Source organism: Flammeovirga kamogawensis, from assembly GCF_018736065.1.
Taxonomy (GTDB): Bacteria; Bacteroidota; Bacteroidia; order Cytophagales; family Flammeovirgaceae; genus Flammeovirga; species Flammeovirga kamogawensis.
The window spans coordinates 161595-177390 of sequence record NZ_CP076130.1 but is presented as its reverse complement, the minus strand read 5'-3'; the positions used below and the strand labels follow the sequence as shown (position 1 = coordinate 177390).

At 34.0% G+C, this 15796-nt stretch carries 11 protein-coding genes; all 11 read right to left on the bottom strand.

The genetic code is table 11. The features are described 5' to 3' along the window. Positions 1-26 precede the first annotated feature (26 nt). The 11 genes from KM029_RS25040 to KM029_RS24990 all read right to left on the bottom strand — a co-directional run bounded on the left by KM029_RS25040 (position 27) and on the right by KM029_RS24990 (position 15788). A complete protein-coding gene (locus KM029_RS25040) occupies positions 27-869 on the bottom strand; it encodes a bifunctional helix-turn-helix domain-containing protein/methylated-DNA--[protein]-cysteine S-methyltransferase (protein ID WP_144077144.1) in 843 nt (280 codons plus the stop codon). An 8-nt stretch (positions 870-877) separates the two neighbouring features. Then, positions 878-1351, bottom strand: a complete 474-nt coding sequence (locus KM029_RS25035; RefSeq protein ID WP_144077143.1) for an OsmC family protein — start codon at positions 1349-1351, stop codon at positions 878-880. Positions 1352-1414: 63 nt separating this feature from the next. Further along, complete coding sequence (locus KM029_RS25030) at positions 1415-1867, bottom strand: ester cyclase (RefSeq protein WP_144077142.1); 453 nt, start codon at positions 1865-1867, stop codon at positions 1415-1417. 264 nt (positions 1868-2131) lie between these two features. Next, a complete protein-coding gene (locus KM029_RS25025) occupies positions 2132-5680 on the bottom strand; it encodes a two-component regulator propeller domain-containing protein (protein WP_144077141.1) in 3549 nt (1182 codons plus the stop codon). 136 nt (positions 5681-5816) lie between these two features. Further along, on the bottom strand, positions 5817-6440 hold the full coding sequence (locus KM029_RS25020; protein WP_144077140.1) for a DUF4493 domain-containing protein: 624 nt from the start codon (positions 6438-6440) through the stop codon (positions 5817-5819). Between the two features lie 6 nt (positions 6441-6446). After that, positions 6447-8114 (bottom strand): DUF4493 domain-containing protein, encoded by a 1668-nt coding sequence (locus KM029_RS25015; protein WP_158631263.1) that lies wholly within the window; start codon positions 8112-8114, stop codon positions 6447-6449. Between the two features lie 61 nt (positions 8115-8175). Then, positions 8176-9960 (bottom strand): arylsulfatase, encoded by a 1785-nt coding sequence (locus KM029_RS25010; RefSeq protein ID WP_144077138.1) that lies wholly within the window; start codon positions 9958-9960, stop codon positions 8176-8178. Continuing rightward, positions 9953-11293 (bottom strand): glycoside hydrolase 5 family protein, encoded by a 1341-nt coding sequence (locus KM029_RS25005; protein ID WP_144077137.1) that lies wholly within the window; start codon positions 11291-11293, stop codon positions 9953-9955. Before KM029_RS25005 ends, KM029_RS25010 begins: the two co-directional genes overlap by 8 nt. Beyond that, positions 11280-12515 (bottom strand): AGE family epimerase/isomerase, encoded by a 1236-nt coding sequence (locus KM029_RS25000; RefSeq protein WP_144077136.1) that lies wholly within the window; start codon positions 12513-12515, stop codon positions 11280-11282. The genes KM029_RS25005 and KM029_RS25000 overlap by 14 nt, the downstream gene beginning before the upstream one ends. Before the next feature lie 126 nt (positions 12516-12641). Next, positions 12642-13850 (bottom strand): glycoside hydrolase family 130 protein, encoded by a 1209-nt coding sequence (locus KM029_RS24995; RefSeq protein ID WP_144077355.1) that lies wholly within the window; start codon positions 13848-13850, stop codon positions 12642-12644. A gap of 57 nt (positions 13851-13907) precedes the next feature. Beyond that, a complete protein-coding gene (locus tag KM029_RS24990; RefSeq protein ID WP_144077135.1) occupies positions 13908-15788 on the bottom strand; it encodes a sodium:solute symporter family protein in 1881 nt (626 codons plus the stop codon). Positions 15789-15796: the final 8 nt, after the last annotated feature.

The window sequence follows — 15796 nt, the reverse complement described above, 5'->3', positions numbered from 1 at the left end:
CAAGAGGTAGGATACTGGTGTTTCCATTAAGAGTTAATTTTCACCGCTTCCCAACCAAGAATTGCAGATTTCCTTACAGCACCCCACATGTACTGACCAGTATTACCCGAAGATTGGATTACTCTATGACATGGTATTAAAAAAGAGACAGGGTTGCTACCAATTGCAGTTCCTACTGCTCTTGATGCTTTTGGATTTCCGATAGATTGAGCTACTTTACCGTAAGTACTCACTCCACCAAAAGGAATTTTCAATAAAGACTCCCATACTTTCAATTGAAAATCTGTACCATTTAAATGCAGTTTAACTTTATCGAGGTTATTCCAATCTGAATAAAAAATACCTATTGCATTCTCGTGCATTCCATCTTTCTCATTCAAATAGCTGGCATTCGGAAAGCGTTTCTTCATAATTTCTATAGCCTCTTCTTTATTCGTGTAAAAAGCCATATGACAAATCCCTTTTGAAGTTGATGCTACAATTATTTTCCCAAAAGGGCTTTCGGTTAAACTATATTTAATCGATAAAGCTTTCCCACCTTTTTTAAATTCACCCGGAGTCATTCCTTCAATAGAAATAAAGAGATCATGTAATCTACTTGTTCCTGATAGACCTAGTTCAAAAGCTGTTTCAGAAATACTTATTTTCTGATTGGTTAGCAATTCTTTTGCATATTCGAGTGTTAAATACTGTGTGAATTTTTTAGGACTAACTCCTGCCCAATCATTAAACATTCTCTGAAAATGAAAAGAACTTAAATGAACAACCTCGGCTAAGTCATCGAGAGAAGGTTGGTTTTTAAAATTTGATTTAATATGCTCTATAGCTATAGCAATTCTATCATAGTCCATTTTTTGTTGCTCATCCATTTTTCCTTTTATAATGGTTTAATAGTTGGAGAATGATCAATTTTGAAGTTACAAGAATTGGCAATAAAACACATTTCATTTGCTTTTTGATGTAACTTTTCTGCTAATTCTTTCATTTCAATATTTTCAATAGTAACCTCAGGATATAGTGTTACATTTGAAAACCGTCCACTACCATTTTTGTCCTCAAGCATAGTCCCTTTCGCATTGTCTTTATATTCTAGAACAACAATTTTATTCACAGAACATAAATGAAGATACCAAAGCATATGGCATGATGATAGTGAAGCTAAGAACAAATCTTCTGGATTATATTTTTCTTTATCTCCTAAAAAGGCAGGATCAGATGACCCTTCTATTTTCATATACTTTCCTTTCCCTTCTATTGAAAGGTCTCGTGTATAAGAATTGTACTTTTTTGTTCCCTCCCCTGTATTTCCTGTCCACTCAACAAGAATTTCGTAATTATGATTTTTATTCATTGGTATATTGATTTTAATAGAGTTAAGTAACCTATAAAAAATCACTTAACTCTATTCAAGTTCTTATTTTACCGTTAGAAGTCCAAATTGAAGTGCTGCTCCTAAAGCATCTTCTTCACCAATTTCACTAACAATCTTTCCATTTTCAATTTTAAAATAAGACATACCTGTCCATTCTGCTCTTCTTCCAGAATTTTCTGGTAAAACTAAAGCAGGCAAACCCGGAATTTTTGGTAAATCAGAAAATTCAGGGCCAGTGTGAGTTCCACCACCTTCCCATTTTCCTGCCACAATATTCTTATCTTCAATAAGGCCTGTGCATTGAAATTTAAGGTCAGGAAAGGCAGTTCGCAATTCATCAAGCATCTCTTTTATCTCTTGATACCCTCTTCTTTCACCATGTAATGGATACTTCATTACCATGTCTTCGCTAGCTAATTCAGCAATTACAGCTGGGTTATATTCTTCACCCCATACAGCATTAAACCATTTCCCTACAATTTCTTGATTGTTCATATTATTTTTATTTTAGTTACTAATTTCAACATCACAAAAGTAGCCGATGGTTAAGGGTGAAAAAATCTGATTCTTGCGGTAATTCCCTCCACATGTTAATACATTAAAATTTTAAATTAATCCATTCAAATTGTAACAAAACACTGATATATCATCATCGTTCTTATTGAAGGTGAGTACATACATGAACCTGTAATTCCTCCACTTTTTCTATAAAAAAAAAGCACCTAAAATAAGTGCTTCTTTCCTCCATTCAATATTTAATTATACCTCAAAACCCATTACAGTAATGTCGTCTCGTTGTTCTGCATTTCCTTGGTGAATCTTTAGAATATCTTGGAGCATTTGGTACTGACTATCCAGAGAATATTTTACTGTTTGTTCTAAAATCTTCTCGAACTTAATTGTGCCAAATTTCTTTCTAGACTCATCGCATTGATCTACATAACCGTCTGTAGTTAAGTAAAACCTATCGCCTCTTTTTAGGGAGAATTTTTGAACAGAAAATTGTTTTTTCTTCTTTCTTCTTAACCCTCCAATAGAGATCCTATCCCCAGTAATTCTTTGTATTTTACCTTTTGGAGCTTTAAAAATGTACATCACACTTTTTGCTGAAGAGAATAATAAATCAAACTCTGTTGGACTTGTCTGCTCAATACAAACAATAGATAAATCCATTCCATCTCTATTCTTTGATTCATCCTGACGTAATGCCTCTCGAATACCCTCGTCTAATTTTTCTAATATTTTTATAGGGTTACTTTCCCCATTTTCATTCACAATTTTATTTAGTAAAGCCATACCAACCATAGACATAAACGCTCCGGGTACACCATGCCCAGTACAATCTACAGAGGCTACAAAAGTTTTTCCATCTTTATTTCGAGTACTTACCCAATAAAAATCTCCAGATACAATGTCTTTTGGTTTAAATAAAACAAAGTGATTGGCAAAAATACTTTCAAAAGAATCATCAAGTGGTAAGATGGCCTGTTGCATTGTTTTTGCGTAACGAATACTATCTGTAATGTGCTTGTTTTTTAAAGATATTTCTTCGTTTGCACCTTGTAATTGCCCTACCAAATTAGAAATTTCTTCATTCTTCTCTTTTAAATTTCTATTCTGATCAGAAATAAGATTATTCGTTTCAGCTAGATGATCTCGCTGCATTTCTAATTCTTCTGCTTGTTGTTGTACCTCTTCGTTTATTGTTAGCAGGTCGTTGTTCTTATCTGCTAATTCTATTGTGCGTTCTTGTACCGTTTCTTCTAAAACTCTTTGCGCCTCTTTGTACGCTCTTACTCTCCATTTGTAGCCACTAATTGTCGCAATTAATAAAATTATAAATACAAATAATCTAAACCACCACGTTTGCCAGTATGGAGGCAGAATTGTTATTAAAAGGTTTCTCCCTTCTTCATTCCAAATTCCGTCATTATTAGTTCCTTTCACCATAAAAATGTAGTCGCCAGGATCTAAATTGGTGTATACCGCTTCTCTTTTATTGTTTACATGATTCCATTCTTTATCAAATCCCTCCATCTTATAAGCGTATTTATTATTGTCAGATGAAATCATATTTAAGGCAACAAAATCAAATGTTAGTACATTCTGATCGTGCAAAAGCGTTATAGATTCTGTATCAATAATACTTTGTACTAAAACGCTATTTTCTTCTGATGATGGGAAAATTTCCTTATTAAAAAGAGAGAAATTTGTTAGAAAAACATTCGGTTTAAATGGATTAATATTTATGTCTGATGTAAAAAAAGCATTTGCTCCATTTCTACCTCCAAAAATTAATTTTCCTTCGGCAGTTTTACAATATGCCATCGGAATAAACTCATTTCCTTGCAATCCATCATCTTTACTATAATGGATAAACGTATTTTTCTCTTTATTAAACTTAGACAAGCCCATGTTAGAGCTTATCCATAAATAGCCTTCTTCGTCTTCAATTATACCATTTATTGCGTTATTAATTAACCCATTTTCTTCAGTATGTTTTGTCATAAAATCCTTTTTATATGATTCTATTTCCTTGTCTAAATACTTGGCATCAATCTTATTTAAACCACCTGCTGTTCCAATCCAAATAGTATTATTTCTATCTTCTATAATTGAATATACCCAATTATGAGCTAGAGAATTCTGCTCTTTATCATTATGGTTAAAACTGATAAACTTATCAGAATCTGGATAATAAATACTTACACCGCCATAAGTTCCAATCCATAACCACCCCCTGCTGTCTTCCATTATATTGAGGGTCCAATTACTTGCTAGCGTTTCTTGTCCTTTAGCTTCTTCTCTTTTATAGACCTCAAAAGTTTCGGAGTATTTATCAAATTTTGCAATTCCACCACCATTCGTAGCAATCCATAATTGGTTGTTAGCATCTTCAAAAATTGCCCTTACATCATCATTTGGTAGAGAAGTTGGATCGTTAGGAATGTTTTTAAATGTCTTAAATTTTTTCGTTTCCCTATCTAATAAAGAAAGTCCACCTAAATAAGAGCCCACCCAAATATCGTGATCACTGTCTTCAAAAACAGAAAATACAGACCAAGATTGCAACTTCTCTTTATTGCCTTTTTGAGGTGTAAAATGTTCATAAACATCATTAGTTACATTGTAATGCGTTACCCCACCTCCACTAGTACCAAACCATAAATTCTCTTCGTGATCTTCCATTATCGTCTGTACCATATCATTATTTAAGCTATTTGCTTTCATTGGTTCACGCTTAAAAGTCTCGAATTTTTTAAAAGTTGGTTCTGCATAATCAATTCCTCTACCCCATACACCACACCAAAGAATATTTTGTTGGTCGTAGTATAAAGAAAGAACTGCATTATCACTTAAACTACTAGTGTTAAGGTCATTACTTTTATAAACTTTTTGTACCTTATTTTTATATTTAGGAATAAAATGAAGCCCATCTGACGTTCCTAACCATAAGTTTTTTTCTTCATCTACAGCCATATCTTTTACCGTAGGATGATGTAAGCCTTTATTAATTCCTCGTAAATAGTTTATTTTATTTGTCTTTGATTCGAAAGCTAGAATTCCACTATTTAGTGTAGAAGCAATAACACCTTTATCTGCAGTTTCTACAAAATTAGTAATGTAACTTCCTGTATTATTTCTAAATCTAGTTGATGCTAAAGAGATTTTATTGTGCTTAAATGAGTGCTTTCTAGGGTTAAAAATAGTATATGATAAATCTTTATGCCCTATCCATATATTGCTATTTTGATCTTCAAATAACGCAGTGATATGAACGAAATTAAAGCTTTCCCTTTGTTGTTCTTTAAAGTAATGCTTGATTTGGTTTCCATCTAGATCAAAAACATATAAACCTGCTCCAGATGTGCCTACCCAAATATTTTTATCTTGATCTTCTATTATTGATGTAATTTCAAATTCGAAGTTATTATCTTCAAAAGGAGAACGTTTTAATAAACGGTCAAAACTTTCGCCATCTCTTCCTATTTTATGAATATTGGTTATTGTACCCACCCACAAATGTTGTCGAGAATCTTCAAAAATTACATTAATATCATTACTTGATAAAGTAGAGGTATCTGTCTCTGCATTTTTAAATACTTTCATTTCATAGCCATCATAACGGTTCAAACCATTTTGCGTAGCTATCCATAAAAATCCTTTGGTATCTCTAAAAATATCTTTTGCTATTTTATTAGATAACCCTGCACTTTCTGGAATGTGCTTAAAAGATTTGTGTTGCCCAATTACTCTTATGCTAAGAAATAAGGCCAATAGTAATGTACTGTTCAGTAGTAGTTTCATATTGAATGGAATTTTTTTAAAGTAGTTATGCTATCTTCTTCTAAAAGATGCTTGTATAGGTAAAAGAAAGAGGAGAAAGAAACCTCTTAAAAAGAGGTCTCTTTACAAATACACTTGTAAAAGTGATTATCTAAAATTATTGAAATGAAATGAATACATTATACTCTGTCTGCTCATCTAATGATGAAAGTATTTGTTTTCCTTGCTTGCTAGTTCCGTCCTTCTTTTTGATATAAGTAGTTATTATAACTGCTGATTGCTCTACATATACTTTAGATTCTGTAGCTTCGTTTACCTCTAAACTGCCGTTTGCTGTTTCTATTATTGCATAATAATCTTCTGCATCTGCTGTAACAGATGTATCGAAAGTAATGTTTAAAATCACTTGTTTTAATAAACATTCAATTGTTACAGCTGTTTCTTTATTACTCTCTATGGTAAACATTTCTTCACCATAATAATAAGGTGAAGTAAACGTCACGGGAGTCATTTCTGATGCACTATAACAGCTAGCGGTATAATTACCAACGCCTAAAGTAATCGTTTCAGGAACATCAGAAAGCTTATCGAAAGCATAAATCACGTCACCGGCTGCATCACTAATTGTTAAACCATAATTACTCATATCTACGAGAGTTCTTTGGTTTGAAAAAAATGCAATACGCAATTCTCCTTGCTGGTTACTTGGTAGTAGGTGAGTCTGTTCTGCAGTACAACCTACTATAAAAATAAGGAGTATAAATGATAGTATATTTTTCATGGTCAATTATTTTAAAACTGAAACTTTCTTTGCTGTGTTTTGTAAACCAAAAGGACCTGTAATAATATCAGTACCCCATTGTGTCACTTTACTTCCATCCCATTCTTCTACAAGGTCTAAGTATTCCACTCCTCCAGAGTTTCCTTTCCAAGACCATGCTAACCATCCAATTTCTAGACGTTCACATTCAGTTAAAATATGCTCGAATGGAATATCTATTTCAGGGTCTCCATGTTTAAACCCAAATTCACCAACAACCAATGGAAGCTTTAATTCTACAGCTTTTTCTAATGCTGCCGTAATGCTTTGTTCTGTTCTAAAACTTTGGTACATATGTACAGAAAAAAGAATATTTTTTAATGGATCACTATCAATAATGTTTTGTCCATAATCAAAAACATGTTGTATATCTTGTCCCCATCCACTTGCATCAATCACTAAAGTGTGCATTAATCCTGCACTTCTTAAATTTGTAACAGCTTCTGTGTAAGTATCTCTATAGACTGCGTTTTTACCACTCCATTCGTTGGCAATATTTATCAGTAAAATACTTTCGAACTCCTTCATTACACTTAAAATATCTGGACGAGTATAATAGGCTACAATTGCATCTATCTGCTCTTTATTTTCGCCACCTGTTGCATCGTGCATCTCTATCATTGGTACCATACCATTCGCAATACACGTATTTATCATTTTTCTTAGGCGAACTGTTTCTTCTTCATTTTCCCAGTTAGAAGCATTATAATCTGTTTGCCATACCAAACGTACCATGTTAGAAGAATTTGCACTGATCGCACTTAATGCATTTAATGCTAAATCTCTTCCTCCGTTATCAAACCAAAAATGAGCATTATTTACTCCTCTAGCTACGAACTCCATACCATTTGGATCATACAATTTTCCATTCTTTGTAAAAAAGCCAATAGATGTATTGTACTCAGGTCTTGCCTCTCCTTCAACTGGAGTAATTACGATATCTTTATTTCCGCCATCAAGTACACTCTCATCTACAGAAATCACTACTTTTCCTGTTCCTTCTTCAATGGTAATAGTCACTTTGTAAAGTGTTGTAGGTTGAATGTCAGAAATTACTGATTCAACTGTTTGGCCATTATCACCAATTGTAGCAACAACAGTAAGGCTACCTGTAGCTCTAAAATAGCCCGCTCTTGTTACGTCTTTTTCGAAAGTTAATTCTCCAAAATCAGAAGTTACATTTGTTGAATAAGTTGTGTATTGATTCTTTATTACATCAGAATAAGCTACTGTAACTTTAGTATTTTGTAAAGTACAGTCCAACTTTTCCGCAGTGAGTGCATCAGTAGTAATAGAATAACTTTCTGAAATACCACCATATTGAGGAGTATCAAAGCCTGTTAAAGAGGCAGAAGTACTTTTAGCCACCGATGTATATACCCCTGTAGCTAATTCTATTTCTTCTGGAATAGCTGAAATTGATGCGTATGAAACTGCTACCTCTCCATTGCTATCTAAAATATCAACGGTTACATCATCTTCTAATGTTCTTGCATTCGCTACTTCTGTTACCTCTTTATTAATGGTAACATTTAAAGATAACTTTCCATTTGTAGTAGTAGGTGCGCTTGGTGTTTCCTCAGATGAGCAACCTAATACTGCTAAAAATAGAAGTAGAATGCTTATTATATTCATAGTCTTCATATTCTGAATTGTTTTTTAAAAAATTTGGAAGTTACGCTCAAAGCGTAAAAAATTATTTGTAGTTATTGCTTTTTGTTATTTGCAATCCTTTGATTTCTAATGGATTGCTGTTTTTATTCTTAATCTTTATGGATAGATTAGATGTAAAGGTTGTATCAAATGATAGTGCTCCTATATCTATTTCTCCCCAAGTTTGTTCTTTGGCCTCTTGCTCTCTGAGTACACGATCTGGCGTTGGGTATTCTTCCGTAATAAACTCTTTTTCAATAACTTTAGAAAGCTGCTTATTATTGCAAGACACCTCTATTTCAGTTCCAATAATTGATGCATCTCCAGTATAAAATAGTTTCATAGAATACTCTCCTTTTGAAATTATTTCTATTGGCCATGTTATTTGTGCATTTCCTGTACTTACAAACCAATCGTGCGCCCATCCATTTGGGTTGGCCTTGTATTTAATTTTTCCTGTTCCAACTCCTTCGTGTGCAGCTAATTGAGTTCTTGGACTTTCATTATACCCAATCGGTATTCTTAAATCTGCAAAACCTGCTGAAGTCACATCTTCGTACCATGTATCAAAAGAAAGCTGCATTTCTTCAGCTTTTTTAGGGAAGATATTTTTAATATTTTCATTTTCAGATGGATCTATAGATAGATTATATAAACCTGTAACTCCATTCTCTATTGTATATCTATACTCATTGTTTCTTACAGCACCTCTATCTTTAGTGATTTCGAAACCAGCCATGTGTGTGTATAGCTTTCTGTCTTCAATTTTATCTTCCTTATTTAAAATATAGTTCGCTATATCTATTCCATCAAAATGCTTTGCATCATGTTCTATACCTAGTAAAGCTAATAAAGTAGGCATCACATCAATATGAGCTGTCAGAGCATTTTTTGTACCTGTAGGAATGTGCCCTTTCCATTGTAAAGCCATTGGCACTAAAGACCCTCCCTCATGTACGGAGGTTTTCCCCCCTCTCCAAACACCATTAAATCTAGCTCCTTGCGGGCCATTGTCAGACAAGAATAATACAATTGTATTTTCTTCTATCTTCAATAGTTTAAGATGATCTAAAATACGGCCTAAATTATCATCTATATTTTTGCACATACCATAGATTGTTGCAATCTTTTTATTCTGCTTTTCACCGTATCCATAATCAATATCTTTAAATTGATTATAGTATTTGTCAGGTACTTGATAAGGTGTATGAGGAGCATTAAAAGGAACGAATGCAAAAAATGGTTCATCTTTATGTTGATCTATAAATGATAATGTTGCATTTGTCAGCACATCGGTAATATACCCCTCTGTTCTAACCTGGCGTCCGTTATATTCTAATTCTGAATCAAAATAATTTGATAAATGTCCGGCAGTGAATCCAAAAAAAGTATCAAACCCTTGCCCTTGAGGATTTTCTGGGTAATGAGCACCATTGTGCCATTTACCAAATGCTCCAGTAGCATAGCCATTTTCCTTTAAAACTTCTGCTATTGTCACTTCTTCAGAACGCATATTTTCTCTACCCCCAGTAACCCAAGATACTCCCGTTCTTAAATGGTACCTTCCTGTTAATAAACTTGCTCGTGTTGGTGCACAAACCGGACTCACATAGAAGCGTTCTAATAGAGTTCCATTGTTTGCCATTTTATCAAAATGAGGTGTTTTAAGTACTTTATTTCTATTAATTGAAAAGTCTCCCCAACCCTGATCATCCGTTAAAATAAGTATAACGTTAGGTTGTTTGATTGTTTGTTCTTGCACTACTTTTGTAGCACAAGAACTTAACAACACTGCACAAAAATACACAACAAAATATACTTTATTCATTTGTATCAACAGTTTCAGAATATGCTTTAAATGGAATACTTTCTATCTTTTTAGCATATCTATTTATTACTTCTATTGTTGTTTTATCTGTAGCGTAGATACCGTACCAACCTTGTGGTTCGTGAGGTGGATCTCCAATTAAATCATCTCCTTTTTGCCAAAATCCTTTGGGTGTAGATGGCCTTCCTTCGCCAGAATATGCCCAGAAGTTTACGCCTTGAATTGCGTAGCCTTCTTTTGCTAATTCTACAATCTCATTAAAAACAAATCCATAATATAAGTCTCTCCAAGAAGTTGGTGCAGTTGGTTGATAGCTATCTTGATCTCTTGCTATTCCAAATTCTTCTAAAACAGCAGGTTTACCTAATTTCTTTGCATCTTTAAGATGTCTAGTAAGGTATTCTGTCACTTTCTCTTTTGTACTATTTATTGTTTTATCTGGAGTAGAAGGGTTATACCAACCCCAGTTCTGTGCCCAAATATGTATTGTAACATAATCAATCTCTTTTATATCGTTATCTTCTAAAAGTGATATTCCTGCATCTTTACCAGGAGAGTCACCTTCAGAACCTATAGAGACTAAATGATTAGCATCCATAGATTTTATTAATTGAGCGGTATTCTTTACCCAAGTTCTATACGCATGTACCTGATTGTACCCTCTTGGCTCGTTGCTTAACTGCCATGACATTATTGTAGGGTCTTCTGTATATTTTAAACCATTGACTGAATTTGTACGTCCAATTAAAAAACGTAGGTGCTTATTAAACATCTCAATCGCTTCTTGATTAGAGTAAAAAGTCTTTGCATAGTTTGTATACTTATTCCAATCGTTACTCACCTGTGGGTATGGAACTTCTCCTTTCCCTGTCCATACTAAATACTGTGGCATACCACCAGACCAAGTCCAAAAGTTATTGAGTACCATCACGGCTTTCATGTTTCTTTTATTCATTTCGTTCATAAAGAAATCTAACCCCTCTAATACTTCTTGGTTATAGTTTCCAGGTGCAGTTTGCATTGTTGGCTGTACCTGAAATTTTTGTGTACTATCTCCTTCACTAGATGCTAGTACTCTTAAATTGGTTACGCCCATTGCTTGTAATTGGTCAAGCTCTTTAATAAGGCGAGTGCGATTTCCTACATCTTTCATCCCTAAATTCATCCCGTACCAATAGTTGGCACCCATAAAATAATAAGGCTGATTGTCTAACATCAATTTCCCATTTTCTACTTTTACAAACGACGGGATTGATGAATTTTCTGCTGTATTCTTTGCACATGAATACAACAGTACACACAGTAATAAAGTAATAATTCTAGATAGTTTCATGTTGTTTATATTGCTCTTGTACCATTAGTTTTTCTATTCTCTTTATGCCCTCAATACATGCTCTTCCGTTATGATAAGGGGCTTTCCAAGGACCGACTTTATCTTCTTCTAAGTTAGGTTGGTTGTTTTCATCAACTCTCCACCACCATTCTCCAAACTCGTGATTAACGATATTTATAAGTGCATAATTCCAAAGTGTTTTAGCAGTGTCTAGGTATTTCTCATCTAAGGTGTTTTCGTAGGCATTAATAAACCCAACCATTGCTTCTACCTGTGGCCACCAATGTCTGTCTGTATCAGTTACTCCACTAGGGTTCCCTTCATTAATAATTGCTCCATCACTTGCAATTCCTTCTTCAATGGTTACATCAGCAATTTTTACGGCAGCATCTTTAACTTGCTCTAATAGTTCCTGATCTCCTAATTGGATTGCTGCTTCTTGTAATAACCAAGCACCTTCTATATCGTGACCATAGCTAATTTCATCTGATTTTAGTTTCCAGTTTTCGTCAAAAAACAATTTAAAATGATAAGTGCCTGGATTTAATATTTTATTGAGAAAAAGTTCGATCAAATTCCTTAACTGTTTTCCTACTTTTTCATTTTTAGTCACCTCATATAAGGTTGTATAGGCTTCTAATACGTGTAAATGCGTATTGTTAGTCTTTTTTTCATTCATGTCCTTTGCACTCAACCGAAGATCATCTAATAAAAACCATTCTCTTGAGTAAGCTTCAAAGTAACCATTATTTACTTCATCAAATGCAAATTCTTCAATTTTATCAAAGATATTTAAAGCCAGTTCTTTTGCTTCTAAAGTTTTTGCAGCTTTGGCATACTCTGCAAATGCATAAATAACAAAAGAGTTGGCGTAAACCTGCTTTTTATCATCTACAACGTTCCCTTTATAATCTACCATCCAGAACACTCCGCCATACTCTTTGTCTAAAAAATGCTCTTTAATATAATCGTATGTATAATCAGCAATTTTTAAATACCTCTCATCTTTTAAAAGATTATAGGCCGATGCAAAAGTCCATAATATTCTTGCATGCATAATTGCTCCCTTATCAGCTTCTGCATTGATAATATTATTGTAACTGATTTGCCCATAAAAACCACCATTTTTGGTGTCAATAGTTCTCTCCATCCAATAGTTCAATATGCCATTGATGAGTTCACTTTGAAGAGATAACTTTAAGAGTTCTGTACTGGTAGTCATAATTATACTGTTTGCTGATTAAAAAAAATCGATGAAAGTGGATAAAAGAATACTTTAATTTATTAAGCACCTATTCGCAATTGACTATCAAAAATCACTCAATATTGAGTAGGTGCTTTTTATAAATTAAACGGTCTGAATGTTAGGGATAGTTATATCTAATTCCTCAAGTATTTTTTCATTTTTATTTACCATTTCATGAATGGTTTGCACAGATTTAACGGAGCTTAATCCATCTTCTGGCGTGTTAATACAATACGCCACTAACCTTTCTATGGTAGATGTAGCCACGTGCATTCTTGTATCAGATGATGCGTAATATATTTTTACGGTACCGTCTTCGTCTGCAATCCAACCATTTGCAAAAGCAACATTAGATACATCTCCAACTCTCTCACTACCATGAGGAGCAATAAAATGTCCGCCGGGCTGTGCTATTACCTTTGTTGGATCTTCTAAAGAAGTCATGAACATGTACATAACATAGCGTAAACCTGCTGCTGTATTTCTTACTCCATGTGCTAAATGTAACCACCCTTTAGATGTTTTGATTGGAGCAGGTCCTTGCCCATTTTTTACTTCTTTAATTGTATGGTAAATTTTAGGCTCTATAACTGTTTCCTCTTTTACTTCTGCCTTTTCCATAGAATCAGAAAGTCCCCATGCTATACCTCCACCGTTTCCGGTATCTATAAAACCATCTTGAGGCCTAGTGTATAATGCGTATTTTCCATCTACAAATTCAGGGTGTAAAACCACATTTCTTTGTTGCCCAGAGTAAGAGATTAAATCAGGTAAACGTTCAAAATTCACAAGGTCTTTTGTACGCACTATTCCGGCAGCTGCAACGGCAGAAGAAGTATCTCCAGCAGCTGCATTCAAGTCTTTTCTTTCAGAGCAAAAAATACCATAAATCCAACCGTCTTCATGAAGAGTTAAACGCATATCATAAACGTTTGTATCTTCCTCTTCTGTTTGTGGAAGTAAAACAGGCTTATCCCAAAACCTAAAATTATCTATTCCGTTTTCAGATTCAGCTACCGCAAAAAATGATTTTCTATCTACCCCTTCTACTCTAACCATTAGCACATACTTTCCATTAAAACGGATTGCTCCAGAATTGAAAGCTGCATTCATTCCAATACGCTCCTGCAATAGCGGGTTCGTTTCTTGGTTTAAATCATACCTCCAATACAGTGGCGTATGTGCTGCTGTTAAAATTGGATTCTCGTATTTTGTATATATACCATTGTATTCATCAGTAGGTGTATTCGACTTTGAAAGAAGTTCCTCCTGTTTCGTTATTAACCTGTTTAATTGCTCTTTAAAGTTCATATTTACTGTAATTATATTTTTAAAATTTGATGCTCTAATTGGTCTCAAATTGTTTTTTTATACTTCTTCTACAACCTCTTCTATTAATACTTTTGGTACTGGTTTTGTATCTTCGGGAAGCTTATCGTACCAGTTCTTTTTAAGTATTAATGTGGTAATAACTAGTACAGCAGCCGAGGACACAATACCCATTTCTTCTTTAATTACGATGTAAAGCGGGAGGATAGATAGTGTGGCTTGCCATGTAATTCCTATCACTACATTAAACATATCTTTACCAAAATCTTTATTAGGAACAAAGTTGGGATCGTCTAACATTACCTTTCTTTTTATTGGGCCCCAAAAACCCCAAGGTCTTACGTTTTTATAAAATTGTTTTAACGTTTTCTCTTCCGTAGGAGGAGTTAACAATGTTCCTAAAATTGCACCTATCAAGGATACTGCAAATAGAACTGGGAAATAATACAACTCTAACGTTTCTTTGAAAATTAGAGGGAAAATCATAGATGCTGCAATACCTGCTGACATCCCAAAGAAGAACCCGTGCCCGTTAAACCTCCACCAATGCCATTTTAGGAAATTGGCAGCTATATATCCTCCGTAAAGTGCAGAAACTATCCATTGTAATACAGAATTAATGTTCTGAACATACATACCTATTACCGTAGATATTACTACTACAGCTGCTGAAATTATATAGCTTGCACGCATTTGTAATTTTCCTGATGCATTTGGATTGATATATCTTAAATAAATATCATTTACTAAATACGCAGGTGCGGCATTAACTGTAGAGGCAAATGTAGACATGAATGCGGCAAGCAAACCTGCTAATAATAAGCCCATTAATCCAGAAGGCACAAACTCTTTGATGGCCATTGGTAGGATATTTTCAAAATCGAAATTTCCTCCTGCCATATTAATATCACCACTAAAATAGACTACTGCTAATATGGTAAACCCTCCAATCATTAAGTATCTTGGTAAAAACATTACTGCAGATACAAAACCACTCATTTTAGCTGCTTCTTTTGGTGATTTTGTTGAAAGAATTTTCTGCATATCAAAATTTGGTGCCGGACCAGCCATTGATGCAAAGAAACCTTTAAACAACATCATCATAAAAAATATAGAAAACGGAGAAAAACTATCGTCTGTAATCTTATTATTTACTGATGGGATATAAGACGACCAATTCATATCAATTGTATAACCAAAAAACGGAGAGTTCCATCCACTAGGTACCATTGCCATTAGTGTTTCAGCATCTACTCTATACATTGCTATACCTGCTATAACTAATGCAGATACTGTCATAATTCCAAACTGTATCACATCGGTCCAAACTATTGATAGCATTCCACCCATTACCACATAAAAAGTAGCAATTGTAGTAAATAATATACCATAAGCATAAGGCACTTGTTCTGCAGTTAACTCGAAAGGAACGTACCCACTTACTACAGACCAAGGAATAAAGATTTCTATAAATTTACCTATTCCAATAAACCCATACGATAAGAAACCTAGGCAACTTAGTAAAGCAAAGAAAACAACAACCATATGCGATAGCTTTCCACCTGTACCATCTCCAAAACGTGTTCTAATCCACTCTGCACCTGTTAATACATTAGATCTGCGAAGCCAAATAGACAAATAGATCATTAAAAATATCTGATTAAATGCTGGCCATAACCATGGAATCCAAACACTTTTTAAACCGTATACAAAACATAAATAAACCATCCACATTGTTCCAGATATATCAAACATTCCTGATGCATTTGATAACCCTAACATATACCACGGTAATGTGTTACCGCCCAAGAAATACGACTCCATATTTTTGGAAGCCTGCTTCTTTAAGTATATCCCTATCACTACTGTAGACACTAAATAGAGCCCAATAATGAGTAAGTCTAATAATTCAAGTTGCATAATTATGT